Raw genomic sequence first — 25,201 nt, forward strand, 5'->3', positions numbered from 1 at the left:
CGCGCTACGGCGCGGGCGACTCGGTCGGCGGCGCGATCGCGTCGGCCTCGGCGAGCGCCGCGGCCACCATCGCGTGGATCTGCTCGAAGTCGGGGTCGCCGGTGTTGACGCCCGAGTCGGGCACGAGCTCGAGGTTCGTGATCGGCAGCTGCCGGGTCTCGAGCGCGAGCTCCGACAGCGAGCCGATCATCGACTGCGGGATGTCGGACTGCACCATGTCCTGGCCGGCGTTCGCGAGCTCGGTGTACTTCGTGAGCAGCGTCTGCGGCGTGAACTGCCGGATGAGCGCCTCCTGCACCTGGCGCTGCCGCTCCATGCGCGCGTAGTCGCTCGTGCCGGCGCGGCTGCGCGCGTACCAGAGCGCGTCGTGGCCGTCGAGCGTCTGCAGGCCGGGCTCGATCCAGTCGCGCACGACCTCGCCCTCGATCGCGATCGGCACGCGCTCCGTGACCTCGATCTCGAGGCCGCCGAGGGCGTTGACGAGGTCCTCGAAGCCGCGCATGTCGACGAGCACGAAGAACTGCAGCTCGAGGCCCGTCACGCCCTCGACCGCGTCGCGGGTCGCCTCGATGCCCGGGCTCGAGCCGTTGACGGCGGCGTCGGGGTAGAGCTCGGGGTTGGCCTCGCCGTACGTGTAGGTGCCGTTCAGCAGGCAGTCGCTCGTCTCGCAGTCGAAGCCGTCCGGCCACGGCCCCCACATCGGTGACCCTGGCGAGAACGGCGCGTTCCGCAGGTTGCGCGGCACGCCGATCATCGTCGCCGCGCCCGTCTCGGCGTTGACGGTGACGACGGTCATCGAGTCGGCGCGCAGGCCCTGGCGGTCCTCGCCCGCGTCGCCGCCGAGCAGCAGGAACGTGTAGCGGCCGTCGATCGGCTCGACCGCGGGGCGCGCGAAGTCGAAGACGTCGCCGACGAGGCCGCGCGTGGCATCGACGATCGTCGCCCCGTAGCCTGCGAGCGCCGCGGGCGCGACGGTCGCGAGGATCGAGACGATCGCGATGCCGGCGCGGGCGCGCCCGGCCACCTTGGGCAGCCGTGCCAGCCGCAGCGTGTCGAGCCCGAGCACGAGCCACAGCACGGCGTAGGCGATGAGCAGCACCTCGACCACGAGCAGGCCGATCGAGTTGCCGACGACCGTCAGCAGCGCGCTGCGCCACGCGAACCACAGCAGGAGCGCGAGGGCCGCGAGCGCGAGCAGCGCGAGGGTCGCGACGATGCCGACGCGGCCGAGCCTGCGGTCGCCCGCGAGCACCTGGGCGCTGCCGGGCAGCAGGAGCCCGAGCAGCACGAGCCACCAGCCGCGTCGCTGCATCACGTCGGGGCGGCGGCTGTCGGGGTGGCGGAGCGGGGTGCCGGTCTCCAGCAGCGTCATGCGCCCGCGTCCACGCGGTCGCGCAGCGCCCGGGCCTTCGCGTCGACCTGCGACTCGAGGTCGGCGGCGAAGGCGTCGAGGCGCGCCGCGAGCTCGGCGTCGGTCGTGCCGAGGATGCGCGCGGCGAGGATGCCCGCGTTGCGGGCCCCGCCGATCGAGACGGTCGCGACCGGGATGCCCGCGGGCATCTGCACGATCGAGAGCAGGCTGTCGAGCCCGTCGAGGCGCTCGAGGGGCACCGGCACGCCGATCACCGGCAGCCGCGTCATCGACGCGACCATGCCCGGCAGGTGGGCCGCGCCGCCGGCGCCCGCGATGATCACGCGCACGCCGCGATCGGCGGCTCCGCGCGCGAAGTCGACCATCTTCTGCGGGGTGCGGTGCGCCGAGACGACGTCGACCTCGGCGGCGACGCCGAGCTCGTCGAGCACGGCCTTCGCCGCCTCCATGACCCGCCAGTCGGAGTCGGAGCCCATGATGATGCTGACCTGCGCAGGCATGCCGTCCAGGGTACGCGGGGTCGCGGCCGCGCCGTGACCCTCAGGCATCGAAGTGCGCGGCCGCGGCGCGCGCCCGGTAGGCGACCTCGTCGATCTCGTCGCCGATCGCGGTCACGTGCCCGACCTTGCGGCCCGGGCGCGCCGACTTCGCGTAGGAGTGCACCTTCACGTCGGGGTGCGACCGGAGGGCGGCCGCGTAGCGGTCGGCCATCGAGCCCGACGCGGGCCCGCCGATGACGTTCACCATCACGCTCGCGGGCGCGAGGATCGCGGTCGAGCCGAGCGGCAGGTCGAGCACGGCGCGCAGGTGCTGCTCGAACTGGCTCGTGATCGAGCCGTCGATCGTCCAGTGGCCGGAGTTGTGGGGGCGCATCGCGAGCTCGTTGACGAGCACGCGGGCGTCGGCGGTCTCGAACAGCTCGACCGCGAGCACGCCCGTCACGTCGAGCTGCTCGGCGATGGTGCGGGCCACGTCGTCGACGAGGGGCTGGATGTTCGCGGCGTGCGGGGCGGGCGCGAGCACCTCGGCGCAGATCGAGTCGCGCTGCACGGTCTGCACGAGCGGCCAGACGACGGTCTCGCCCGAGGGCCGGCGCGCGACGAGCTGCGCGAGCTCGCGCGTGAACGGCACGAGCTCCTCGACGAGCAGGCGCGGCCCCCCGGCCGCGGCGCCCTCGAGCCAGTCGGCGGCCTCGGCCGCGTCGCGCACGACCCGCACGCCCTTGCCGTCGTAGCCGCCGGTGGCGGTCTTCACGACGCCGACGCCGCCGTGGTCGGCCAGGAACCGCTCGAGGTCCTCCGGCGCATCCACGGGCGCCCAGTCGGGCTGCGGCGCCCCGATCTCGGCCATGCGCGCGCGCATCTCGCGCTTGTCCTGCGCGAAGCGCAGCGCGTGCGGCCCGGGGTGCACGGCGTGGCCGGCGTCGACGAGCCGCTGGAGCACCGCCTGCGGCACGTGCTCGTGGTCGAAGGTGACGACGTCGACGCCCTCGGCGAAGGCGAGCACGGTGCCGGCGTCGCGGTAGTCGCCCACGGCGGTCGCCGCGAGCGCCGCCGACATGCCCTCGCCCTCGGCGAGCACGCGCAGCTCGATGCCGAGCTCGACCGCCGCGGGGATCATCATCCGGGCCAGCTGGCCGCCGCCCACCACGCCGACGATCATGCTGCCGCCACCTCAGGCCGGCCGAGGCCGATCACCCGGAAGCCCGCGGCCGACCAGGCCGCCGCGTCGAGCGCGTTGCGGCCGTCGACGACGACGCGCGCGTCGGTCATGCCGGCGAGCGCGGCCGGGTCGAGGTCGCGGAACTCCTGCCACTCGGTGCCGAGCGCCAGCACGTCGGCACCGCGCACCGCATCCGCCACCGACGCGACGATCTCGAGCCCGGGCACGACCCGCAGCGCCGTCTCGCGCGCCTCGGGATCGTAGGCCTTCACCACGCGGCCGCCCTCCTGCAGGCGGCGCGACACGTCGAGCGCGGGCGAGTCGCGCACGTCGTCGCTGTTGGGCTTGAACGCGAGGCCCAGCATCGCGACGCGGTCGCCGCCGACCCGCTCGAGCTCGCGCTCGATGAGCGCGACCATGCGGTCGCGGCGGCGCAGGTTGATCCGGTCGACCTCGCGCAGGAAGCCGAGGGTCTCGCCGTGGCCGAGCTCGTCGGCGCGCGCCTGGAAGGCGCGGATGTCCTTCGGCAGGCAGCCGCCGCCGAAGCCCAGGCCGGCGTTGAGGAAGCGTCGGCCGATGCGCGCGTCGAGGCCGATCGCGTCGGCGAGCTGCGTGACGTCGGCGCCCACCGACTCCGAGAGCTCGGCCATGGCGTTGATGAACGAGATCTTCGTGGCGAGGAACGCGTTCGCGCTCACCTTCACGAGCTCTGCGGTGGCGTAGTTGACGACGAGCCGGTCGGTGCCGCGCTCGAGGATGCGGGCGTAGACGGCGTCGAGCGCGGCGACCGCGGCGTCGTCGCCGTCGGCGACGCCGTAGACGAGCCGATCGGGGGCGAGGGTGTCCTCGACCGCGAAGCCCTCGCGCAGGAACTCCGGGTTCCAGGCGAGCGTCGCGCCCGTCGGGGCGATCAGGTCCGCGAGCCGCTGCGCGGTGCCCACGGGCACGGTCGACTTGCCCGCCACGAGCGTGCCCGCCGCGAGGTGCGGCAGCAGCGACTCGACCGCCGCGTCGACGTAGGTGAGGTCGGCGGCGTCGGAGCCCGCGCGCTGCGGTGTGCCGACCGCGACGAAGACGACGTCGCTCCCGGCCGCCTCGGCGACATCCGTCGTGAAGCGCAGCGTGCCCGCGTCGACGCCCGCGCGCAGCAGCTCGGGCAGCCCCGGCTCGAAGAAGGGCGGCTCGCCCCGGCGCAGGCGCTCGACCTTCGCCTCGTCGACGTCGACGCCGATCGTCTCGTAGCCGAGCGAGGCCATGGCCGCGGCGTGCACCGCGCCCAGGTAGCCGCAGCCGATGACGGCGATCTTCATGGGAGCTCCTCGAGGGGTGGGCGCCGGGGGCGCGGATGGGTCAGGCGACGTCGACGACGTCGGGGGCGACGACGCCGCGGGCGCCGAGCAGCTCGGACAGCATGCGCTGCACGAGGGAGGCGCTCGGCACGTCGGAGAGGATCACGGCGCGGTCGCCGCCGGTCGACAGCAGCACATCGCCGGCACCGAACAGGGCCTGCAGGCCGCGGCGCCGCACGGTCACGTCGTGGACGCGCGAGAGCATCGTCTCGCGACGCGTGCCGCCGAAGCCGGTGCGGATGATCACCCGCTCGGTCGTGAAGGTGAACCCGCGCGAGAGCCAGGCGAGCGTGGGCACGACGGTGAGCACCGCGACGACGATGCCGGCGACCGTGAGCACCGCGACGTTCCAGAGCGGCCAGTCGACCCGGTCGAGCAGCAGCGCCACGAGGCCCGCGCACGCCCAGAGCACGAGCACGGGCACGACGAGCACCCGCCCATGCGGTCGCATGCGCGCGATGACTCGCTCCTCGCCGGCTGGCACCCGACGATTCTCTCGCATCAGCGCACGTGCACGACGTCACCGGCCCGCACGTCGACGATTCCGTCCTCGGTCTCGACCTGCAGCTCGCCGCCCGGCCCGAGGCCGACGGCGGTGCCGGTGAGCTCCCCGTCGGGCAGCGACACCCGCACGTGCCGGCCGATCGTCGACAGGTCGGCGGCGACGGCCGCGCGCAGCCCCTCGGTGCCGAGGGCGGGCAGCAGCGCGTCGAGCGACCGCATCACGTGCCAGAGGATGGCGTCGGCGAGCACCGGGGCGGTGCCCTCGGCGCCCTCGAGCGTGAGCGACGTCGCCTGGTCGGTCGGCAGCTCGTCGGCGGTGAGGGTGAGGTTCACGCCGAAGCCCACCGCGACGCCGGTCGCGCGGCGCTCGCAGAGGATGCCGGCGACCTTCCGGTCGTCGACGAGCACGTCGTTCGGCCACTTGATCGAGGCGCGGTCGGCCACGAGCGGGTCGAGCGCGTCGGCGAGCGCGAGCCCGGCCGCGAGCGGCAGCCAGGCCACCGCATCCTCGCGGAGGCCCTTCGTGCGCACGAGCACCGTCGCGGCGAGGCACTTGCCGGCGGGCGCGACCCACTCGCGGCCCAGCCGGCCGCGGCCGGCGCGCTGGTCGAGCGTCGCCCAGGCCGTGAGGTGCGCCGCGCGGTCGTCGACGGCGTCGAAGGTGGAGCCGACCGTGCCGAGCTCGACGACGGTGCCGGCGCGGGACGCGCCTGGGAAGAGCATGCCCCCAGCCTAGGCGCGCTGCGCGGGCCGCGGGCGGGCGGATGGAGGGGATCGCCACCGGATCCGGCCGAGACGCTGTGGGACCCCACAAAGGCGCCGCATGGGGTGCCCTCTAGAGTGGCATCCGTGATCGACGAGACCGTGCCCGACGTGGCTGGGGCAGCCGCACCCCGTTCCACGACCGCCGCGCGCATCGACGACCTGCGCGACCGCCACCGCGAGGCGGTGACCGACAAGGAGTCGCGGGCTCGCGAGCGCCAGGGCGCGAAGGGCAAGAAGACCGCGCGCGAGCGCGTCGAGCAGTTCGTCGACAAGGGCTCGTTCGTCGAGTTCGACGCGTACGTGCGCCACCGCACGACCGCGTTCGGCATGGACGGCAACCGCCCCTACGGCGACGCCGTGGTGACGGGCATCGGCACCGTGCACGGGCGTCGCGTGGCCGTCTACGCACAGGACTTCACGACCTTCGGCGGCTCGCTCGGCGAGGTGGCCGGCGAGAAGATCATCAAGATCCAGGACTACGCGATGAAGGTGGGCGTCCCCATCGTCGGCATGCTCGACTCGGGCGGCGCGCGCATCCAGGAGGGCGTGGTCGCGCTCGGCAAGTACGGCGAGATCTTCAAGCGCAACACCGCCGCCTCCGGCGTCATCCCGCAGATCTCGATCGTGATGGGCCCGGCTGCCGGCGGCGCCGTGTACTCCCCTGCGCTCACCGACTTCGTCGTCATGGTCGACAAAACGAGCCACATGTTCGTCACCGGCCCCGACGTCATCAAGACCGTCACGGGCGAGGAGGTCGGCTTCGAGGACCTCGGCGGCGGCCGCACCCACAACACCGTCTCGGGCGTGAGCCACTACCTCGCCGCCGACGAGGACGACGCGCTCGACTACGTGCGCGCGCTCCTCGCCTACCTGCCCGACAACAACCAGTCGGAGGTGCCGGTCTACGACCACACCGCCGAGCGCGTCGTGAACGACGCCGACCGCCGGCTCAACACGGTCATCCCCGACTCGCCGAACCAGCCGTACGACGTGCTGACCATCATCGAGACGCTCATGGACGACCGCGAGTTCCTCGAGGTGCAGCCGCTCTACGCGCCCAACATCGTCATCGGCTTCGGCCGGCTCGAGGGCCGCACGATCGGCGTGATCGCGAACCAGCCGAAGCAGATGGCCGGCACGCTCAACATCGAGGCGGGCGAGAAGGCCGCGCGGTTCGTGCGCTTCTGCGACGCGTTCTCGATCCCGATCCTCACCGTCGTCGACGTGCCCGGCTACCTGCCCGGCACCGACCAGGAGTGGTCGGGCGTCATCCGCCGCGGCGCGAAGCTGCTCTACGCCTACGCCGAGGCGACCGTGCCGATGGTGACCGTCATCACCCGCAAGGCCTACGGCGGCGCGTACATCGTCATGGGCTCGAAGCAGCTCGGCGCCGACATCAACATCGCCTGGCCGTCGGCCGAGATCGCGGTCATGGGCGGGCAGGGCGCCGTCAACATCCTCTACCGCAACGAGATCAAGCAGGCGGAGGCCGACGGGCACGACGTGCACGAGGTGCGCACCCGGCTCGCCAACGAGTACACCTACAACGTCGCATCCCCCTTCCTCGCCGCCGAGCGCGGCGAGCTCGACGGCATCATCGAGCCGGCCGAGACGCGCGTGATGATCACGCGCGCCTTCCGCGCGCTGCGCACGAAGCGCGTGCAGCGGCCCGAGAAGAAGCACGGGAACATCCCGCTGTGAGCGGCCGGCACGGCGACGCCGACGCCGGCGAGCCGATCATGGCCGTCGAGGGCGGCTCCCCCTCCCCCGAGGAGCGGGCCGCCGTCGAGGCGGTGCTCACGGGCATGGCCGAGGAGTGGGCCGAGACGAAGCATCGCCGCGTGCTCGACACCGAGAGCGAGTGGCAGGCGAAGCAGCGATCGGAGTCTGGACGCCGCTGGCGCCGCGACTGAGACCGGCGGCATAGCATCGGCCCATGGTGAGGCTTCGACGGGCGAGACCCGGGGCGGATGCGGGGATCCGGCGGCGCCGGTCGGGTCGCGGCTGGGCGTACCGGCACGACAGCGGCCGCGCCGTCTCGGCCGCCGACCGGGAGCGGGCCGAGTCGCTCGCCGTGCCGCCGGCCTGGAAGGACGTCTGGATCGCGGCCGACCCGCTCGCGCACATCCAGGCGATCGGCGTCGACGACGCGGGCCGCACGCAGTACCGCTACCACCCGGAGTGGCGGGCACGGCGCGACCGGGTGAAGCACGAGCGGGCGCTCGACCTCGCCGAGACGCTGCCGGCGATGCGCCGCCGCGTCACGCGCGACCTGTCGCTCGAGGGGCTCCCGCGCGAGCGCGTGCTCGCCGCGGCGCTGCGCATGCTCGACATGGTCGCGATCCGCGCAGGCGGCGACGCCTACGCCGAGGAGCGGGGCACGCGCGGGCTCATGACGCTGCTCGTGCGGCACGCGAGCGTCGACGGCGACGCGGTGCGGCTGCGCTTCCCGGCGAAGTCGGGCCAGCGCTTCGACACGACGGTCGAGGACGCACCGCTCGCGCGCTGCGTCGAGGACCTGCGGGCGGGACGCTCGCGCACGTCGCGGCTGCTCGCGTGGCGCGACGACGAGGGCGCCCACGCCCTGCGCGACGCCGACCTCAACGCCGCGGTGCGCGAGGCGACCGGCGGCGAGTTCACCGCGAAGGACTTCCGCACGCTGCACGGCACGATCGTCGCGGCCGTCGCGCTCGCGCGCGCCCGCGACACCGGCACGAAGGCCGCGCGGGCGCGTGCGGTGCGGGCCGCGATCGTCGAGGTCTCCGAGGCGCTCGGCAACACCCCGGCCGTGGCGAAGTCGAGCTACATCGACCCGGAGGTCTTCGCCCGCTTCGAGGCGGGCGCGACGATCGGCCTCACGGGCTCGCGCGAGCGCGCCCTGCTCGACCTGCTGCGCTAGCGGCCGAGCAGCGGCAGCAGTGCCTCGGCGACCGCGTCCTGCCGCAGCGACGACGCCGCGGCGCCCATGTGCGTGGCGTCGGTCCAGGTGGGCACGCCGTCGACGACGAGCGGGCACGTCGCCGCCTCGACCGCGCAGAACCACTCGAGGGTGCCCGCCACCGACACCCCGCCCGCGGCGAGCGCCGCCTCGAGCGCCTCGTGCCGCTGCCGCTGCTCCGGCTGCAGCGGCGACGCGCACGCGTCGAGGGCGCCGCCGTCGGCGTGCGCCTCGAGGCAGGCCGCCGGCTCCGGCACGGGCGGCGGACCGTCGAGGTAGAGCGTGGGGATGCCGAGCGCGTGCAGCTGCTCGGCGTAGGCGAGCGTGCCGGCGGCGAGCTGCTCGCCGGTGTCGGCGACGCGGCGCTCGTAGCCCTCCCCGACCCACCACGCGCCGTACGAGATCACGACCGCGGCCGGACGGCGCTCGGTGGCGAGCGCGAGCACGCCCTGCGCGTGCGCGTCGCACTGGGCGAGGAGCCCGCGCACCTGCGCCTCGACGACCGGCCCGGTCGAGAACGGGCACATCGAGCGGCCGAGCAGCTGCACGTCGGCGCGGCCGTCGAGCGCGCCGCGGACCGCCGTCGCCCATGTCACCGCCTGCGAGTCGCCGACGATCCACACCTCGTCGTCGCCGGGTGCGTCGTCGAAGCGGCAGCGCTCCGGCGCGGCGAGGTCGACCGTCAGGCAGTCGTCGACCAGCCACTCGGCCACGCGGCCGTCCGCGCCCACGACGGCCTCCGCATCCGGCACCGACGGCGAGGCGGCGGCGGCCGCGACCCGTGCCGCGAGCGCGGCGCCGTCGAGCTCGGCGGGCGCCGTGGGGGCCGCGCGCTCGATGGCGTCGCGCTGCACCGCGGGTGCCGCCGCGAGCGCGACGGCGGTGACGGCTGCGACGACGGGCATCGCGAGCGCCAGGACCGGCAGCCGGCGGCGTGCACCGCGGGGCGCGTGCAGCCACGCGATCGCGCGCTCGGAGCCCCACGCGAGCAGCACCGACACGACGAGGACGAGCATCCCGCCGAGCGGCCCGACCCCGCCGCCCTCCGGTGCGACGAGCGCGATGAGGCCCAGCAGCACCGGCCAGTGCCAGAGGTAGAGGCCGTAGGAGAGCCCGCCGAGCCAGACGAGCGGGCGCGCCTGCAGCACGCGCGTGACCGGGCCGGGCGCCGCCTGCGCGTCGGCGCCGGCGTCGGCGCCCGCGATGAGGACGAGCAGCGCGCCGGCCACCGGCCACAGCGTCACCCAGCCCGGCTGCAGCCACTCCACCGGCAGCCGGCCCGCCGTGAGCACGAGCGCGATGCCGACCGCCGCGAGCGCGGCGCGCAGCCGGCCAGGCAGCGGGATGCGGGTGAGCAGCAGGGCCGCGGCGCCCCCGAGCGCGAGCTCCCAGCTGCGGGCGAACGTGTCGTAGTACGCGCCCACCGGGTCGATCGAGAGCCGCAGCAGCGCGTAGCCGAACGAGGCGGCGGCGACGGCCGCGAGCAGCAGGCCGAACTCGAGTCGCGCGTCGCGCATCCGCCGCCCGCCGACGAGCGCGAAGCCCGCCGCGGCGAGCACCGCGAGCGCCGTGAACTGCCCCTGCACGCCCATCGCCCAGAAGTGCTGGAAGGGCGACTTGTCGTGCCCCGCCGCGACGTAGTCGGTGCCGTCGGCCGCGAGCCGCCAGTTCTCCCAGTACGTCGCCGACGCGAACACATCGCTCAGCACCCGGCCGAACGCGAGCGGGCCGGAGGCGACGAGCGCGACCGCGCCCGCGACGACGAGCACGAGCGCCGCCATGGGGAACAGGCGCTGGGCGATGCGCCACAGCGTTCGCGGCACGTCGACGGCGCCGGTGCGCTCGATCTCGCCGATGAGGCTCAGCGCCAGGAGGTAGCCGCCGACCGCGAACAGCACGTCGACGCCGCCGGAGACGGTGCCGAACCAGATGTGGTGGCTCGCGACGAGGAGCGAGGCCATCGCCCGCAGCCCTTGGATGTCGAGCCTGCGGGGCGTCTGCGTGGCTGCCATGCTCCCTGCGGTCGTGCCGACGGCCGCGCGCCGCGACCCGCACCATGCTACGAGCCCGTCGTCGCGGCCGCCTGGGGTAGCGTCGCGACATGCACGCGATCGTCTCGGGAGCCGGCGTCGCCGGGCTGGCGCTCGCCGGCCGGCTCGCGCTCGACGGCTGGAGCGTCGACGTGGTCGAGCGTGCGCCTGCCCCGCGCGCATCCGGCTACCTGATCGACTTCTTCGGGCCCGGCTACGACGCCGCCGAGCGGCTGGGACTGCTGCCGGCGCTGCGCGAGCGCGCCGAGTCGTACGGCGAGCTGCGCTCGGTCGACGCGGCAGGGCGCGTGCGCGCCCGCCTGCCGATCGCGCTCGTCGAGCGCGCGGTCGCGGGCCGGTACCTCACGATCCTGCGGCCGCAGATCGTCGACGCCCTGCTCGCGGCGCTGCCCGAGGGCGTGCGGATGCGCTGGGGCGTCCAGGTCGAGACCGTGCACGACGACGGCGCCTGCGTCACAGCGCTGCTGTCGGACGGCGAGCGGCTCGAGGCCGACCTGCTCGTCGGCGCCGACGGGGTGCGCTCGCGCGTGCGGCAGCTCGCGTGGGGACCGCACGACGACTTCCTGCGGCCCGTCGCCGACCTGCTCGCGGTGGCGTGGATCGGCGATGACGCGGAGCTGTCGGCCGACCTCGGCGGGCGCGTCGCGATGCAGGTCGAGCTCGACCGGCAGCTCGTGGTGGCGCCGCTCGGCGAGACGGGAGTGACCGGGTTCGCGGTGCTGCGCGGCGTGGGGCGCGCGGGCGGGCGCGGCGCGATCGCGCGGATGGGCGTGCTCGGCCGCCGCGCGGTGCGCAGCATCCGCGAGCCCTACGTCGACGACGTGGCGCAGACCGTCGTGCCGCAGTGGGTGCGCGCGCGCATCGCGCTGCTCGGCGACGCGTGCGGGGCGGTGTCGCTGCTGGCGGGGCAGGGCGCCTCGCTCGCGATGGCGGGCGCCGAGCGGCTCGCGGAGGAGCTCGCGTTCGCGGCGCACCCGAGCGACGTCGTGGCGGGGCTCGCCGCCTACGAGCGCGACTGGCGCCCGGTCGTCGAGCGCGAGCAGGCGCGCGGCCGCCGCACCGCGAGCGCCTTCGCCCCGCACACCCGCCTCGAGCTCGAGGCGCAGCGCGCGATGTGGCTCGCGACCGCCATCCCCGGCGTCGCGCACCTCGTGGCGCGCGCCGCCGGCGGCGTGACGAAGTCGGCCTGAGCGAGCCCGGCCGCGCCGGCGGCCGTCCCCTCTGCCGCGCCGCACCCGCGCACAACGCAAGCCCGCGCGGCAGATCCCGCGGACGGATCGGCGCGACGCCGGGATCCGGGGCTGCTTCGCGCTCGGGAGCTTGCGTTGTGCAGCGTGCCCGCGGGTGGAGCGCCCCGGGCGGGCCGGGCCGCAGGGCGGGTCAGCGGCGGAAGGACGCCACTGCCTCGACGTGGTGCGTCATCGGGAAGAGGTCGAACGCCTCGAGCGCGTCGACCTGCCAGCCGGCCTCGGCCAGCAGCTTCGCGTCGCGGGCGAGGGCGACCGGGTCGCACGCGACGTAGACGATCTGGGCGGGCTCGAGGCCCGCGAGCAGCTCGATCACGTCGCGGCCGGCTCCGGCGCGCGGCGGGTCGAGCACCACGAGCCCGCGCGAGAGCCGCTCGCGCTCCTGGCCGCTCGCGCGCGACGCGAGCTCGCGCAGCCAGCGGTCGACGCGGCCGGTCTCGGCGCTCGCGCCGATCCACTCGGCGAGGTTCTCGCTCGCGTGGTCGGTCGCGACCTCGTCGGCCTCGACGCTCGTCAGGCGGGTGCGCTCGCCGAGCGCCTCCGCGATCGTGGCGGCGAACAGGCCGACGCCGCCGTACAGGTCGAGGCTCCAGCCGGCCGGGTCGATCGCGTCGACGTCGATGGCGCGGCGCACCGCATCCGTCAGCACCGCCGGCGCCTGCCGGTGCACCTGCCAGAAGCCGGCGCGGTCGAGCTGGAACTCGCGCCCGCCGACGGTCTCGACGATCGTGTCGGTGCGGCCGCGCCCGGGCTCGCCCTCCATCGCGATCACGTCGACCTCGCCGTCGCTCGTCTCGACGTAGTCGACGGCGGTGGCGCCCGGCACGCGCTGGTCGAGCTGGGCCGAGAGGCGGATGCCCTCGGTCGCGAGCGGCAGGCTGGTGACGGGCACGACCTCGTGGCTGCGGGGCGCGAACGGGCCCTGGCGGCCGCGGTCGTCGACGTGCAGGCGCACGCGGGTGCGCCAGCCGAGCCCGCCGCGCTCGTCGTCGCCGGGCGCCGCCTGCACGGGCACGGTGCGCTGCATGCCGCCGGTGCGCTGGAGCGCGTCCTCGATGACGCGCTGCTTGAGCTCGCGCTGGCGGGGCAGCGCGATGTGGCCGAACTCGGCGCCGCCGGCGCGCTCGAGCGGCGGCCGCTCGATGGCGGCCTCGGGCCAGACGTGCGGCACGCGGTCGGCGCCGGCGCTGACGACCTCGAGCGCCACGGCGGTCGCGAACGACTTCTTCACGTCGACGACCTGCGCGCGCACGGTCTCGCCCGGCATGGTGTCGGGCACGAACACCACGCGCCCCTCGTGCCGGCCGACGAAGCGGCCGCCGTGGGCGACGTTGTCGATCGTCAGCTCGACGATCTGGCCAGGACGGATCTCGGATGCGGGCATGCGCCCATCCTCCCATCCGCGCCGGGGAGGCTCAGGCGATCCCGGCGAGCGACGCCGCGATCGCGTCGGCGCTGCGGTGCAGCGCCGCGAGCTCGTCATCCTCCATCGGCACCTCGAGCACCCGCTCGATGCCCGCGCGGCCGACGACGGTCGGCAGCGACAGCGCGAGCCCGGCGATGCCGTGCTGGCCGTCGAGCACGCTCGAGACCGGCAGCACCGCGTGCTCGTCGCCGAGGATCGCCTCGACGATGCGCGCGGTCGAGACGCCGATCGCGCTCGAGGTCGCTCCCTTGCCCTCGATGATGCGGTACGCGGCGTGCACGACGTCGTCGGCGATGCGGTCGAGGGCCGCGTCGTCGAAGCGCAGCGCGCCGTCCTCTCGCCACTCGCGCACGAGCACGGGACCGATCTTCGCGCGCGACCACAGCGGGCACTCGCTGTCGCCGTGCTCGCCGATCATGAGCGCGTGCACGCTGCGCGGGTGCACCCGCACGAGCTCCGACAGCCGCCAGCGCAGCCGGGACGAGTCGAGCACGGTGCCGGATGAGAGCACGCGGGCCGGGTCGAGCCCTCCCTCGCGCTGCGCGACCACCGTGAGCACGTCGCACGGGTTCGTGACGAGCACCACGATCGCCTCCGGCGCGTGCTCGCGGATGCCGGGCATCAGCCGGCGCAGGATGTCGGCGTTGCGGCCCGCGAGGGCGAGCCGCGGCTCGCCGGGCCGCTGCTTCGCGCCCGCGGTCACCACGACGACGTCGCTGCCGGCGATCGTGCGCAGGTCGTCGCCGCCCTCGACGCGCTTGCCCGCGAGGAACGGCAGGCCGTGGGCGAGGTCGAGCACCTCGGCCTCGGCCTTCGCGCGGTCGAGGTCGTAGAGCGCCACCGCATCGGCCGAGCCGCGGATGAGGGCTGCGTAGGCGATGGCGACGCCGACCGAGCCGGCGCCGATCACGGCGAGCTTCGTGGGGCGGGCGGCGGTCGGGGCGTCCATGCTGCTCACGCTAGGCGTCCCTCCCGGGGCGCGCCAGTGCATCCGGCCCCGCCCGTGGTGCGAGGATCGAGCCGTGCAGCTCATCCTCGCCTCTGCCTCGCCCGCCCGGCTCGCGCTGCTGCGCCAGGCCGGCATCGAGCCGCTCGTCCGGCCGACCGACCTCGACGAGGAGCTGCTCATCGCGGCCCACGAGGCCGAGCACGGGCCGCTCTCCCCCGCCGCGTACGTGCTGCTGCTGGCGCGCGCGAAGGCCGAGGCGCTGCTCGACCAGGATCCGCTCACGGGCTTCGACGGCCTCGTGCTCGGCGGCGACTCGTCGCTCGAGCTCGACGGCGCGATGCTCGGCAAGCCGCACACGCCCGAGCGTGCGCGGGAGCGCTGGGTCGCGCAGCGCGGCCGCTCGGCGACGCTGCACTCGGGGCACTGGATGCTGCGGGTGCGCGACGGCCGGATCCAGGACTCCGCGGGCACCACGACCGCGACGCACCTCGACTTCTCGCCCGATGTCGACGACGCCGAGATCGACGCCTACGTCGCGACCGGCGAGCCGCTCCAGGTGGCGGGCGCGTTCACGATCGACGGGCGCGGCGCCGCCTTCATCGACCGCATCGACGGCGACCCGTCGACGGTGATCGGGATGAGCATCCCCGCGGTGCGCAGGCTCGCGCGCGAGCTCGGCGTCGCGTGGCCGGCGCTCACGGCGGCCGTCGCGACGCCGGCCGACGGGGCGTGACCGTGGCCCGCGGCATGTGGGTGTGGGTGCGCGAGGACGCGCCGCCCGACCCGGCGGAGGTCGCCGCGATCGCCGAGCGCGAGCGCGTGGCCGAGGCGTTCGTGAGCGTGCCGTGGTCGGGCCCGAGCGCCGACACCCATCGGATCGTCGCGGCGCTGCGCGGCCGGGGCGTCAGGGTCAGCGCCCTCGGCGGCGACCCCGCGTGGACGACCGGCGGCGACGCGGTCGCGTGGATGCAGCGCGCGACCGCCGCGTTCCTCTTCGAGGGCGTGCACCTCGACATCGAGCCGTGGGGCCGACGCGACTGGACCGGCCGCGAGGCCGCGCTGCTGCGCGGCCTCGAGCGCACCGTGCGCGACGTCGCCGCACGCACGAGCCTGCCCGTCGACGTCGACCTCGTGCCGTGGCTCGCCGAGACGCACCCGCGGCAGTTCGCCGACATCGCCCAGCGCGCCGACGCGGTGACGCTGATGGCCTACCGCGACCGGGCCGCCGACATCCTCGCAACGAGCGCCGCGGCCCGCCGCGCGCTCGGCCCTCTCGGCCGCTCGTACCGGATCGGCGTCGAGACCGGGCCGATCGCCGAGCCCGAGCCGACCGCCCGGCAGACCTTCGCCGACGACGGGCGCGCGGCGCTCGAGCGCGAGCTCGCCGAGGTCGCGACGGCGCTCGCGGCGGATGCGCGGTGCACGGGGGTCGCGCTCCACGACCTCGCGGGCTGCCGCGTGCTCGGCCCCTGACCGCCGTCCCGCAGCCGGGCTAGGTCGACTGCTGGGTCGGCACCGCGTCGGCCTCGTCGGGGTCGACCGCCTGCTCGAACTGCGCGTGCAGCAGCCGCCAGTAGGCCCCCTGCCGCTCGACGAGCTCGTCGTGGTCGCCGTGCTCGACGATCGCGCCCTGCTCCATCACGAGGATGAGGTCGGCGTCGCGGATGGTCGAGAGCCGGTGGGCGATGACGAACGACGTGCGGTCGGTGCGGAGCGCCGCCATCGCGTGCTGCAGCAGCAGCTCGGTGCGGGTGTCGACCGACGAGGTGGCCTCGTCGAGGATGAGCACGCTCGGGCGGGCGAGGAAGGCGCGGGCGATCGTCACCAGCTGCTTCTCGCCGGCCGAGAGGTTGGTCGCGTCCTCGTCGATGACCGTGTCGTAGCCGTCCGGGAGCGCGTGCACGAAGCGATCGACGTAGGTGGCACGGGCGGCCTCGAGGATCTCGTCCTCCGTCGCCTCCGGCCGGCCGTACGCGATGTTCTCGCGGATCGTGCCGCCGAAGAGCCACGCGTCCTGCAGCACCATGCCCGTCTGCGCGCGCAGCGCATCCCTCGTCATGGTCCGCGTGTCGACGCCGTCGAGCGAGATGCGGCCGCCGTCGATCTCGTAGAAGCGCATGAGCAGGTTGACGAGCGTGGTCTTGCCCGCCCCGGTCGGGCCGACGATCGCGACCGTCTGCCCCGGCTCGACGACGAGCGAGAGGTCGTCGATGAGCGGCCGGTCGGGCGAGTACGCGAAGCGCACGTGGTCGAACACCACGCGGCCCGGGCCGTCGGCGGCCGCCGCGCCGCCGGCATCCGACTCCTCCTCGTCGGCGTCGAGCAGCTCGAAGACGCGCTCGGCGCTCGCGACGCCCGACTGCACCATCGTGACGGTCTGCCCGATCTGGCCGAGGTTCTGCGAGAACTGCTGCGAGTACTGGATGAACGCCTGCACGTCGCCGACGAGGATCTGACCGGCCGCGACGAAGAGGCCGCCGGCGACGGCGACGAGCACGTAGCCGATGTTGCCGACGAAGGTCATGAGCGGGAACACGAGGCCCGAGAGGAACTGCGCCTTGAAGGCCGCCTGGAAGACGCCCTCGTTCTCGACCGCGAACCGGCCGCGCACCGCCTCCTCGCGCCCGAAGACCTTCACGAGCGCGTGGCCCGTGTAAGCCTCTTCGACGATCGCGTTCACCCGGCCGGTGCGGCGCCACTGCTCCTTGAACAGCCCCTGCGCCGGGCCCAGCACCGCCCCGAGGATGATGCCCGTGAGCGGCACCGCGATGAGCGCGATGAGCGCGAGCCAGCCGTTGATCGTCAGCATCATCACCAGCACGCCGACGACCGTGAGGAGGCCCGTGACGATCTGCGACATGGTCTGCGACACCGTCTGCGAGACGTTGTCGAGGTCGTTCGTGACGCGCGAGAGCAGCTCGCCGCGCTGCGTGCGGTCGTAGTACGACAGCGGCAGGCGGTGGATCTTCTCCTCCACGTCGCGCCGCAGCCCCTGCACGGTGCGCTGCACGACGCGGTTCACGACGTAGCCCTGCAGCCACTGGAAGAGGGCGCCGACCGCGTAGACGGCGAGCACGAGCAGCAGGATGCCGCCGAGTGCCTCGAAGTCGATGCCCTGCCCGGGCTGCAGCCCCTCCATGCGCTCGAGGATGTTGGCCAGCTCGTCCTCGCCCGCCTGGCGCAGCCCGCCGACGACCTGCTCCTGCGTCGTGCCGGGCGGCAGGTCGCGCTGCACGAGGCCGCGCACGATGACGTTCGTCGCCTCGCCCAGGATGCGGGGCCCGAGCACGACGAGCACCACGCCCACCGCGCCGAGCGCGAACACGAGCGCGAGCAGCCAGCGGTAGGGCTGCATGAGGCCCAGGAGGCGCCTCGCGGAGGCGCCGAACGACTTCGCCTTCCCGGGCGGCGGCTCCCAGCCGCCGGCGCCGATGCGGGCGGCCTCGGCCTGCTCGGCCTCGATCCGCTCGTCCTCCGTGAGCTCGGGCTCCTGGGCCGCGCCCTGCTTGCGTGCCATCTCAGGCCTCCACTGCCATCTGCGACTCGACGATCTCGCGGTACGTGTCGCTGCCCGCGAGCAGCTCGTCGTGGGTGCCGGTGGCGACGACCCGGCCGGCGTCGAGCACGACGATGCGATCGGCGTCGACGATCGTCGACACCCGCTGCGCGACGACGATCTGCGTCGTCGCGCCCACCGCCTCCCGCAGCGCCGCCCGCAGGCGCGCATCCGTCGTGAGGTCGAGCGCCGAGAACGAGTCGTCGAAGACGAGCACGTCGGGCTCGGCGACGAGCGCCCTCGCGATCGAGAGCCGCTGGCGCTGCCCGCCCGAGACGTTGGTGCCGCCCTGCGAGATCCGCGCGCCGAGCTGCCCGTCCATCTGCTGCACGAAGCCGGCCGCCTGCGCGATCTCGAGCGCGCGCCAGAGCTGCTCGTCGGTGGCCTCCTCGTTGCCGTAGCGGAGGTTCGACGCGACGGTGCCGGCGAAGAGGTAGGGCCGCTGCGGCACGATGGCGATGCCCCGCCAGAGCGTCTCGGCGTCGAGGTCGCGCACGTCGGCGCCGCCCACGAGCACGCTGCCGCCGGTGGCGTCGAACAGGCGCGGGATGAGGTTCACGAGCGTCGTCTTGCCGGCGCCGGTCGAGCCGATGATCGCGACCGTCTCGCCGGGCTCGGCGCGCAGCGAGACGCCCTCGAGCACCGGCGTCTCGGCGCCCGGGTACTGGAAGCGCACGTCGCGCAGCTCGACGGTGCCGGGCGTCGGCATGCGGTCGCCGACCGCGACGCGCTCGATCGAGGGCACCGTCTCGAGCACCTCGCCGATGCGCTTCGCCGAGACCGCGGCCCTCGGGATCATGATCGTCATGAAGGTCGCCATGAGCACGCCCATGAGGATCTGCATGAGGTACTGCAGGAAGGCCATCATCGTGCCGATCTCGAGCTCGCCGGCGTCGACGAGCTGCGCGCCGAACCACAGCACCGAGACGCTCGAGACCTCGACGATGAGCATGATGATCGGGAACATCAGCACGAAGATGTTGCCGGTGCGGATCATCGCGTCGGTCACGCCGTCGTTCGCCACCGCGAAGCGGGCGCGCTCGCGCCGCTCCTGCACGAAGGCGCGGATGACGCGGATGCCGGTGAGCTGCTCGCGCAGCACCTTGTTGATGCCGTCGATGCGCTCCTGCAGCAGGCGGAAGATCGGCACGAGCCTCCAGACGAGGAAGCCGAGCACGAGCAGCATGAGCGGCACGGCGACGGCGATGAGCCACGAGAGCGTGCCGTCGGCCCGCACGGCCATGATCATGCCGCCGACGGCGAGCATCGGCGCCGACAGCAGCATCGTGCACGACATGAGGATGAGCATCTGCACCTGCTGCACGTCGTTCGTCGTGCGGGTGATGAGGCTCGCGGCGCCGAAGCGCTGCACGTCCTGCTCGCTGAAGTCGCCGACCGTGGCGAAGACGTCGGCGCGCAGGTCGCGGCCCGCGCGCATCGCGAGCCGCGCGCCGAAGAGGATCGCGAGGATGTTCGCGGCGACCTGACCGAGGCTCAGCCCGAGCATGAGCGCCCCGAGGCGCCAGATCGTGTCGGTGTCGCCCTGCAGCACGCCCTCGTCGATGATGTCGGCGTTGATCGTCGGCAGCATGAGCGACAGCACCGACTGCGCGAACTGGAACAGCACGACGAGCAGGAGCGGGAGCCACGAGGGGCGCACGTAGCGGACGATGAGCTTCCAGAGCACGGTCAGGCCTCCTGGTCGACGAGGGCGGGTGCGGCGGCGCTGCCGATGCCGTGCAGCAGCACCTGCACCACGTCGGCGGCGGTGACCGACGGGGCGGTGTCGCCCCAGCCGGAGGCGGCCGCCCAGGCGAGCGTGCGGGTCATGTCGGCCGCGGCGAGCGGCGCGACGCGCAGTCGGTCGCGGTAGGGCTCGAAGCGCTCGGCGAGCCGCGCCTTCGACGACTCGAGCTCGCCCTGCCTGGCCTGCGCGCAGCGCTGCCCGATCGGGCCGAGCGCCATCACGAGCCGGAAGATGAAGCGCATCCGCTCGACCATCGCGTCGACCGTCGTCGTCAGCATCTCCTCGAGCGAGCCGTGCTCGAGGCGCGCCTGCTCGGCCGCCCAGTCGGCGGCGTCGAGGTGGTGGTCGGCGAGCGCGACGAGCAGCGACTCCTTGTCGCCGAACGCCTTGAAGAGCGTACCCTCGGCGACGCCAGCGGCCTCGGCGAGCTGGCGGCTCGTGATCGCGGCGCCGTGCTCGAGCACCGCGGGCGTGACGGCCTCGATGATCTGCGCGCGCCGGTCGTCGGCGCTGAGGCGCGGGATGGGTGGGGGCACGTCCCCGAGCATAGGTGAGTGAGCGCTCACTCACCAAGGGTCGATCGTCGGCGCGCCGCCGGGCGCGACTGTGGGAATCGGCAACGGAACGCCGTCAGCCTGTGTGGCGAGTGCACGCATCCGTCATGCGTCGCCGCCTAGGCTGAGGAACCATGCCACGCATCACGAAGGTCCTGATCGCCAACCGCGGCGAGATCGCCGTCCGCATCATCCGCGCGGCGCGCGATGCCGGCATCGCCTCGGTCGCCGTGTACGCCGAGCCCGATCGCGACGCGCAGCACGCGCAGCTCGCCGACGAGGCCTACTCGCTGCACGGCGCGACGAGCGCCGAGAGCTACCTCGTGATCGACAAGATCATCTCTGTCGCGCGCCGCTCCGGTGCAGACGCGGTGCACCCGGGCTACGGCTTCCTCGCCGAGAACGCCGACTTCGCGCGCGCCGTGATCGACGCGGGCCTCATCTGGATCGGGCCGGGCCCCGACGCCATCGAGCAGCTCGGCGACAAGGTCTCGGCGCGGCACATCGCCGAGTCGGTCGGCGCGCCCCTCGCCCCCGGCACCATCAACCCCGTCGCGGGCGCCGACGAGGTGCTCGCGTTCGTCGACGAGCACGGGCTGCCCGTCGCGATCAAGGCTGCGTTCGGCGGCGGCGGACGCGGCCTCAAGATCGCCCGCACGCGCGAGGAGGTCGAGGAGCAGTTCGACTCCGCCACGCGCGAGGCCGTCGCCGCCTTCGGCCGCGGCGAGTGCTTCGTCGAGAAGTACCTCGACAAGCCGCGCCACGTCGAGACGCAGTGCCTCGCCGACGCGCACGGCAACGTCGTCGTCGTCTCGACGCGCGACTGCTCGCTGCAGCGCCGGCACCAGAAGCTCGTCGAGGAGGCCCCGGCGCCCTTCATCACCGCCGCGCAGGACGCCGAGCTGCGCCGCGCCTCGAAGGAGATCCTGCGCGCCGCCGCCTACGTCGGCGCGGGCACGTGCGAGTTCCTCATCGGCGCCGACGGCACGATCTCGTTCCTCGAGGTCAACACCCGGCTGCAGGTCGAGCACCCGGTCTCGGAGGAGGTCACGGGCATCGACCTCGTGCGCGAGCAGTTCCGCATCGCCGAGGGCGAGGCGCTCGGCTACGACGACCCCGAGGTGCGCGGCCACTCCATCGAGTTCCGCATCAACGGCGAGGACGCCGGCTCCGGCTTCATGCCCCAGCCCGGTCCCGTGCGCATCTTCCGCGCCCCGTCGGGCCCGGGCATCCGCGTCGACTCCGGCGTCGTCGCCGGCGACGTGATCGGCGGCAACTTCGACTCGATGCTCGCGAAGCTCATCGTCACCGGCCGCGACCGCGAGGAGGCGCTCGCGCGCGCCAGGCGTGCGCTCGCGGAGTTCGAGGTCGAGGGACTGCCGACCGTGCTGCCGTTCCACCGCCGCATCGTCGACCACCCGGCGTTCGCCCCGGCCGGCGACGCGCCCTTCTCGATCTACACCTCGTGGATCGAGACCGAGTTCGAGAACGACATCCCCGCGTGGGGCGGCGAGCCGGGCGAGCTGGGCGGCCCCGAGCCGCGCCGCACCGTGGTCGTCGAGGCCGACGGCAAGCGCATCGCCGTCTCGATGCCGAAGCGGCTCTTCGCCGAGACGAAGGACGCCAAGGGCCCGGCACCGCGCCGCACCCGCGCTGCGCTCGCGGGCGGTGCCGCGAGCGGCGCGATCATCTCGCCGATGCAGGCGACCGTCGTCAAGGCGGCCGTCGCCGAGGGCGACCGGGTCGTCGCCGGCGACCTGCTGGTCGTGCTCGAGGCGATGAAGATGGAGCAGCCGCTCTCCTCCCCCATCGACGGCACCGTGACCGCGATCGACGCGCCCGTCGGCGGCACCGTGCCCTCCGGCCACCACCTGGTGACGATCACGCCCGACGCGGCGTAGCCGCCGCCCGCCGCAGCGCGGACGCCGCGAGCGGCGGGGGCAGCTGGGGCGCGAGCGCTCGATACCGCTCGGCGGCGCGGTCGTCGCCCAGCCGCCAGGCGAGGTCGGCGAGCGCGAGGGACGCGTCCCGGCGCGCAGCACCCGGGCCGTCGCGCTCGAGCAGCGCGAGCGCCGCGAGCGGCTCGTCGACCGCCTCGCCGGCCGCGAGCGCCGCGCGCGCTCGCGCCACCTCGCGCGCCACGCGCGCCGCGTGCGTCGGCCGCACCGCCACCAGCCGCTCGTGCAGCGAGGCGATCGTCGCCCAATCGGTCGCCTCGGCGCTGGGCGCCGCGACGTGGAGCGCTGCGATCGACGCCTCGAGCGCGAAGCGGCCGCCCGTGCCAGCGGTCGCGGCCGCATGCTCGAGGCCGACGAGCAGCAGCCCGCGGTCCCAGCGGGTGCGGTCGACCTCGTCGAGCGGCAGCGCGGCACCCTCTGCGTCGAACCGGCCGGGCCGGCGGGCGAGCGCGAGCAGCACCACCGCCAGCAGCGCCTCCGCCTCGGCGTCGGCGGGATGCGCGGCGTGCACCGCGCGCGCGAGCGTCCACGCGCTGCGCCCCAGGTCATCCGCGGCGCTGTCGGGCCGGATCGCGTCGCGCTGCGCGACCGCGTGCACCGCCGCGACGCACTCGAGCACCGCCGGCAGCCGCGACGCCCGCTCGGCCGGCTCCGGCACCCGGAAGCGGCCAGCCCCTGCAGCGAGCGAGCGCTTGGCGCGCGTCAGGCGAGCGGAGGCGGCGCGCGCGTCGATGCCGAGGTGCCAGGCGATGCGGGAGGTCGGCAGGCCGCACACCACCCGCAGCGCGAGCACGAGCCGGTTCGCGAAGCCGAGCACCGGGTCGCACGCCACGAGCAGCAGCGCGTACCGGTCGTCGTCGGGCCCGCCCCAGCCGGCGGCCTCGCGATCTGCGCGCAGCGCCAGCTCGCCGAGCGCGCGCTCGCGCACGGCGCGGCCCCGGACCGCGTCGAGGTGGAGCCGACGCCCGACGGTCGTGCACCACGCCACGAGGTCGTCGATCGGCCGGGTCTCGGCGACCGCGCGCGCGATCGCCTCGGCCGCGAGCTCCTCGCCCGCGTCGAGCGAGCCCGCGAAGGCCGCGAGCTGCCGCACGACGCTCGGCCACGCCCGCCGGAACTGCTCGTCGCTCGGCCCCACGCGGCCATCGTGGCACGCGCGCGGCGCGCTCACCCCATGGGGAAGACGCGTCGCCACTCGATGTGGCCCCCGGTCGGCACGAGCGGCGCGAGCTGCCGCGCGATCTCCTCCGATTCCGCCTCGATCACGTAGTAGCCGCTGATCACCTCGTCGCTCTCCAGGCTCGCGCCGTCGGTCCACACCGCGTCCTCCACCTCGCGGCCGTCGGGGCCGGGCCGGACGATGCCGCCGTGCCGCCGATTGTGGAGCGCGTTGCCGGCGACGATGCGCGCGCCGAGCTCGGCCACGCGCCGCTCAAAGGCCTCGAACTCGGGGAACTCCGCCGCGATCTGCTCGCCCGCGCCCTCGCCGGCGTAGGCGTCGGAGTCCCAGTCGGGCTCGACGATCATGAACAGGTACTGGTCGGCCATCGCCGCATCCTCTCCTCGAGCCAGGCGCGTCGGTCGCAGTCTGGCAGGTGCTGTGACCGGGCGGCCACACGAGGGAGACGATCGGCGCGCGCCGGTTTCGACACCGTCGGCGCGTCAGTCCTCGACGCGGTGCATCGCCCGGGCGGCGTCCGAGACGGAGCCGGTGAGCGAGGGGAAGACGGGGAAGACGCGGGCGACCTGGTCGACGGTGAGGCGGTGCTCCATCGCCATCGTCACGGGGAAGATGAGCTCGGACGCCTTCGGCGCCACGATGACGCCGCCGATGACCGTGCCGGAGCCCGTGCGCGCGAAGAGCTTCACGAAGCCGTCCTCGACGCCCATCATCTTCGCGCGGGCGTTCGTCGAGAGGTCGATCCGGTACACCTCGCCCTGCGCGATGCCGTCCTCGATCTCCTTCTGCGACCATCCGACGGTCGCGATCTCGGGCTGCGTGAAGATGTTCGAGGCGACCGTGCGCATCGAGATCGGGTCGACCGCGTCGCCGAGGGCGTGGAACATCGCCGTGCGGCCCTGCATGGAGGCGACGGATGCGAGCGGCAGGGCATCGGCGCAGTCGCCGACCGCGTAGACGTTCGGCAGGTTCGTGCGGGCGACCCGGTTGACGAGGATGTTGCCGGACTCGGCGAGCTCGATGCCCGCCTCCTCGAGGCCGATCCCTGCCGTGTTCGGGATGGAGCCGACGGCCATGAGGCAGTGCGAGCCCTCGACGGTGCGGCCGTCGGTGAGGGTGACGACGACACCCGTCTCGGTGCGCTCGACCTTCTCGGCGCGCGACTTCGACAGCACGTGCATGCCCTGGCGGCGGAAGACGTCCTCGATGACGCGGGCGGCGTCGGAGTCCTCGCCGGGCAGCACCTGCTCGCGGCTCGAGATGAGCGTCACCTCGGCGCCGATGAGGCTGTAGGCGCTCGCGAACTCGGCGCCGGTGACGCCGGAGCCGACGACGATCAGGTGCTCGGGCACCTCCTCGAGGCCGTAGAGCTGGGTCCACGTGAGGATGCGCTCGCCGTCGGGCATCGCCGAGGGGAGCTGCCGGGGCGTCGCGCCGACCGAGACGACGATGGTGTCGGCCTCGAACTCGTCGAAGTCGGCGCCCTGCTTGCCGGTCGAGACCACCACGCGGCCGGGCCCCTCGAGGCGGCCCTCGCCCTGCACGATCGTGACGCCCGCGGCCTCGAGGTCGGCCTTCATGTCGAGCGACTGCTTCGCCGCGAGCGACAGCAGGCGACGGTTCACGGCGCGCAGGTTGACGGCGACCTCGGGCTTCTGCGGGCGGCCGCTGTCGCCGCGCACCGAGAACTGCACGCCCAGCTGGCTCGCGTCGCGGATGGCCGCTGCCGACTCGGCGGTCGCGATGAGCGACTTCGAGGGCACGACGTCGGTGAGGATCGCGCTGCCGCCGACGCCCGTGCGCTCGATGAGGGTCACGTCGGCGCCGAGCCGGGCGCCCGCGAGCGCGGCCTCGTACCCGCCGGGTCCGCCGCCGATGATGACCACGCGCTGCTTGCGCTCGAATGCACTCACGCGCTCCATCATCCCGCACATCCAGGCGGC

The 25,201-nt window shown here is 74.5% G+C and carries 22 protein-coding genes; 7 read left to right on the forward strand and 15 right to left on the reverse strand.

Annotated elements, in window-relative coordinates; all coding sequences use genetic code 11:
• Positions 1-4 precede the first annotated feature (4 nt).
• From J2X49_RS11275 to J2X49_RS11300, 6 genes are read right to left on the reverse strand one after another with little or no spacing between them, the layout of a single operon-like run.
• Positions 5-1,372: an LCP family protein gene (locus J2X49_RS11275; RefSeq protein ID WP_310126296.1), complete on the reverse strand. Its 1,368-nt coding sequence runs from the start codon at positions 1,370-1,372 to the stop codon at positions 5-7.
• Positions 1,369-1,872 carry a 5-(carboxyamino)imidazole ribonucleotide mutase gene (gene purE / locus J2X49_RS11280; RefSeq protein ID WP_310126299.1) on the reverse strand — a complete coding sequence of 168 codons (504 nt, stop codon included), beginning with the start codon at positions 1,870-1,872 and terminating at the stop codon, positions 1,369-1,371. Before purE ends, J2X49_RS11275 begins: the two co-directional genes overlap by 4 nt.
• A gap of 40 nt (positions 1,873-1,912) precedes the next feature.
• Positions 1,913-3,034 carry a 5-(carboxyamino)imidazole ribonucleotide synthase gene (locus J2X49_RS11285; protein WP_310126302.1) on the reverse strand — a complete coding sequence of 374 codons (1,122 nt, stop codon included), beginning with the start codon at positions 3,032-3,034 and terminating at the stop codon, positions 1,913-1,915.
• Positions 3,031-4,344, reverse strand: a complete 1,314-nt coding sequence (locus J2X49_RS11290; RefSeq protein WP_310126305.1) for a UDP-glucose/GDP-mannose dehydrogenase family protein — start codon at positions 4,342-4,344, stop codon at positions 3,031-3,033. The genes J2X49_RS11285 and J2X49_RS11290 overlap by 4 nt, the downstream gene beginning before the upstream one ends.
• 40 nt (positions 4,345-4,384) lie before the next feature.
• Positions 4,385-4,867, reverse strand: a complete 483-nt coding sequence (locus tag J2X49_RS11295; protein WP_164877084.1) for a PH domain-containing protein — start codon at positions 4,865-4,867, stop codon at positions 4,385-4,387.
• Between the two features lie 17 nt (positions 4,868-4,884).
• Positions 4,885-5,610, reverse strand: a complete 726-nt coding sequence (locus J2X49_RS11300) for a biotin--[acetyl-CoA-carboxylase] ligase (RefSeq protein ID WP_310126310.1) — start codon at positions 5,608-5,610, stop codon at positions 4,885-4,887.
• 126 nt (positions 5,611-5,736) lie between these two features.
• On the opposite strand from J2X49_RS11300, the gene J2X49_RS11305 reads away from it, so the two are divergent.
• From J2X49_RS11305 to J2X49_RS11315, 3 genes are read left to right on the forward strand one after another with little or no spacing between them, the layout of a single operon-like run.
• Positions 5,737-7,353 carry an acyl-CoA carboxylase subunit beta gene (locus tag J2X49_RS11305; RefSeq protein ID WP_310126313.1) on the forward strand — a complete coding sequence of 539 codons (1,617 nt, stop codon included), beginning with the start codon at positions 5,737-5,739 and terminating at the stop codon, positions 7,351-7,353.
• Positions 7,350-7,565 carry an acyl-CoA carboxylase epsilon subunit gene (locus J2X49_RS11310; RefSeq protein ID WP_310126315.1) on the forward strand — a complete coding sequence of 72 codons (216 nt, stop codon included), beginning with the start codon at positions 7,350-7,352 and terminating at the stop codon, positions 7,563-7,565. Before J2X49_RS11305 ends, J2X49_RS11310 begins: the two co-directional genes overlap by 4 nt.
• 23 nt (positions 7,566-7,588) lie before the next feature.
• Positions 7,589-8,551 carry a DNA topoisomerase IB gene (locus tag J2X49_RS11315; RefSeq protein ID WP_310126318.1) on the forward strand — a complete coding sequence of 321 codons (963 nt, stop codon included), beginning with the start codon at positions 7,589-7,591 and terminating at the stop codon, positions 8,549-8,551.
• Here the strand turns inward: J2X49_RS11315 and J2X49_RS11320 are convergent.
• Positions 8,548-10,602, reverse strand: coding sequence for an acyltransferase family protein (locus J2X49_RS11320; protein WP_310126321.1), 2,055 nt, complete (start codon positions 10,600-10,602; stop codon positions 8,548-8,550). The two genes, J2X49_RS11315 and J2X49_RS11320, sit on opposite strands and share 4 nt — an antisense overlap.
• 89 nt (positions 10,603-10,691) lie before the next feature.
• Between J2X49_RS11320 and J2X49_RS11325 the strand changes: the two genes are divergently transcribed.
• A complete protein-coding gene (locus J2X49_RS11325; RefSeq protein ID WP_310126324.1) occupies positions 10,692-11,831 on the forward strand; it encodes an FAD-dependent monooxygenase in 1,140 nt (379 codons plus the stop codon).
• 190 nt (positions 11,832-12,021) lie between these two features.
• On the opposite strand, the gene J2X49_RS11330 is transcribed toward J2X49_RS11325, so the two are convergent.
• Together J2X49_RS11330 and J2X49_RS11335 are read right to left on the reverse strand one after the other, a co-directional pair.
• A complete protein-coding gene (locus J2X49_RS11330) occupies positions 12,022-13,272 on the reverse strand; it encodes a TRAM domain-containing protein (protein WP_310126327.1) in 1,251 nt (416 codons plus the stop codon).
• Positions 13,273-13,303: 31 nt separating this feature from the next.
• Positions 13,304-14,263: an L-lactate dehydrogenase gene (locus tag J2X49_RS11335; RefSeq protein WP_310126329.1), complete on the reverse strand. Its 960-nt coding sequence runs from the start codon at positions 14,261-14,263 to the stop codon at positions 13,304-13,306.
• A 73-nt stretch (positions 14,264-14,336) separates the two neighbouring features.
• Here J2X49_RS11335 and J2X49_RS11340 point away from each other — a divergent pair, with 73 nt between their 5' ends.
• Positions 14,337-14,996, forward strand: a complete 660-nt coding sequence (locus J2X49_RS11340) for a nucleoside triphosphate pyrophosphatase (RefSeq protein WP_310126332.1) — start codon at positions 14,337-14,339, stop codon at positions 14,994-14,996.
• Positions 14,993-15,736, forward strand: a complete 744-nt coding sequence (locus J2X49_RS11345; protein ID WP_310126337.1) for a hypothetical protein — start codon at positions 14,993-14,995, stop codon at positions 15,734-15,736. Before J2X49_RS11340 ends, J2X49_RS11345 begins: the two co-directional genes overlap by 4 nt.
• A 19-nt stretch (positions 15,737-15,755) precedes the next feature.
• Here J2X49_RS11345 and J2X49_RS11350 read toward each other — a convergent pair whose 3' ends face one another.
• From J2X49_RS11350 to J2X49_RS11360, 3 genes are read right to left on the reverse strand one after another with little or no spacing between them, the layout of a single operon-like run.
• A complete protein-coding gene (locus J2X49_RS11350) occupies positions 15,756-17,780 on the reverse strand; it encodes an ABC transporter ATP-binding protein (RefSeq protein ID WP_310126341.1) in 2,025 nt (674 codons plus the stop codon).
• Between the two features lies 1 nt (position 17,781).
• Positions 17,782-19,506, reverse strand: coding sequence for an ABC transporter ATP-binding protein (locus J2X49_RS11355; protein WP_310126344.1), 1,725 nt, complete (start codon positions 19,504-19,506; stop codon positions 17,782-17,784).
• 2 nt (positions 19,507-19,508) lie between these two features.
• Positions 19,509-20,102, reverse strand: a complete 594-nt coding sequence (locus J2X49_RS11360; protein ID WP_225792847.1) for a TetR/AcrR family transcriptional regulator — start codon at positions 20,100-20,102, stop codon at positions 19,509-19,511.
• 152 nt (positions 20,103-20,254) lie between these two features.
• Between J2X49_RS11360 and J2X49_RS11365 the strand changes: the two genes are divergently transcribed.
• Entirely contained in the window at positions 20,255-22,021 is a 1,767-nt protein-coding gene (locus J2X49_RS11365; RefSeq protein WP_310126352.1) for a biotin carboxylase N-terminal domain-containing protein, read from the forward strand.
• On the opposite strand, the gene J2X49_RS11370 is transcribed toward J2X49_RS11365, so the two are convergent.
• The 3 genes from J2X49_RS11370 to J2X49_RS11380 all read right to left on the reverse strand — a co-directional run bounded on the left by J2X49_RS11370 (position 22,002) and on the right by J2X49_RS11380 (position 25,180).
• Positions 22,002-23,216, reverse strand: a complete 1,215-nt coding sequence (locus J2X49_RS11370) for a DUF6596 domain-containing protein (protein WP_310126355.1) — start codon at positions 23,214-23,216, stop codon at positions 22,002-22,004. The two genes, J2X49_RS11365 and J2X49_RS11370, sit on opposite strands and share 20 nt — an antisense overlap.
• 29 nt (positions 23,217-23,245) lie before the next feature.
• Positions 23,246-23,626, reverse strand: a complete 381-nt coding sequence (locus tag J2X49_RS11375) for a YciI family protein (protein ID WP_128190619.1) — start codon at positions 23,624-23,626, stop codon at positions 23,246-23,248.
• 114 nt (positions 23,627-23,740) lie between these two features.
• Positions 23,741-25,180 carry an NAD(P)H-quinone dehydrogenase gene (locus J2X49_RS11380; RefSeq protein WP_246993394.1) on the reverse strand — a complete coding sequence of 480 codons (1,440 nt, stop codon included), beginning with the start codon at positions 25,178-25,180 and terminating at the stop codon, positions 23,741-23,743.
• Positions 25,181-25,201: the final 21 nt, after the last annotated feature.

The organism is Agrococcus sp. BE272 (assembly GCF_031457935.1).
GTDB lineage: Bacteria > Actinomycetota > Actinomycetes > Actinomycetales > Microbacteriaceae > Agrococcus > Agrococcus sediminis.

Excerpts from the sequence above, each read along its gene's own strand:
- J2X49_RS11275 (WP_310126296.1), bottom strand. The coding sequence starts at position 1,372 with ATGACGCTGCTGGAGACCGGCACCCCGCTCCGCCACCCCGACAGCCGC.
- purE (WP_310126299.1), bottom strand. The coding sequence starts at position 1,872 with ATGCCTGCGCAGGTCAGCATCATCATGGGCTCCGACTCCGACTGGCGG.
- J2X49_RS11285 (WP_310126302.1), bottom strand. The coding sequence starts at position 3,034 with ATGATCGTCGGCGTGGTGGGCGGCGGCCAGCTGGCCCGGATGATGATC.
- J2X49_RS11290 (WP_310126305.1), bottom strand. The coding sequence starts at position 4,344 with ATGAAGATCGCCGTCATCGGCTGCGGCTACCTGGGCGCGGTGCACGCC.
- J2X49_RS11300 (WP_310126310.1), bottom strand. The coding sequence starts at position 5,610 with ATGCTCTTCCCAGGCGCGTCCCGCGCCGGCACCGTCGTCGAGCTCGGC.
- J2X49_RS11315 (WP_310126318.1), top strand. The coding sequence starts at position 7,589 with ATGGTGAGGCTTCGACGGGCGAGACCCGGGGCGGATGCGGGGATCCGG.
- J2X49_RS11320 (WP_310126321.1), bottom strand. The coding sequence starts at position 10,602 with ATGGCAGCCACGCAGACGCCCCGCAGGCTCGACATCCAAGGGCTGCGG.
- J2X49_RS11325 (WP_310126324.1), top strand. The coding sequence starts at position 10,692 with ATGCACGCGATCGTCTCGGGAGCCGGCGTCGCCGGGCTGGCGCTCGCC.
- J2X49_RS11330 (WP_310126327.1), bottom strand. The coding sequence starts at position 13,272 with ATGCCCGCATCCGAGATCCGTCCTGGCCAGATCGTCGAGCTGACGATC.
- J2X49_RS11335 (WP_310126329.1), bottom strand. The coding sequence starts at position 14,263 with ATGGACGCCCCGACCGCCGCCCGCCCCACGAAGCTCGCCGTGATCGGC.
- J2X49_RS11350 (WP_310126341.1), bottom strand. The coding sequence starts at position 17,780 with ATGGCACGCAAGCAGGGCGCGGCCCAGGAGCCCGAGCTCACGGAGGAC.
- J2X49_RS11365 (WP_310126352.1), top strand. The coding sequence starts at position 20,255 with ATGCCACGCATCACGAAGGTCCTGATCGCCAACCGCGGCGAGATCGCC.
- J2X49_RS11375 (WP_128190619.1), bottom strand. The coding sequence starts at position 23,626 with ATGGCCGACCAGTACCTGTTCATGATCGTCGAGCCCGACTGGGACTCC.
- J2X49_RS11380 (WP_246993394.1), bottom strand. The coding sequence starts at position 25,180 with ATGGAGCGCGTGAGTGCATTCGAGCGCAAGCAGCGCGTGGTCATCATC.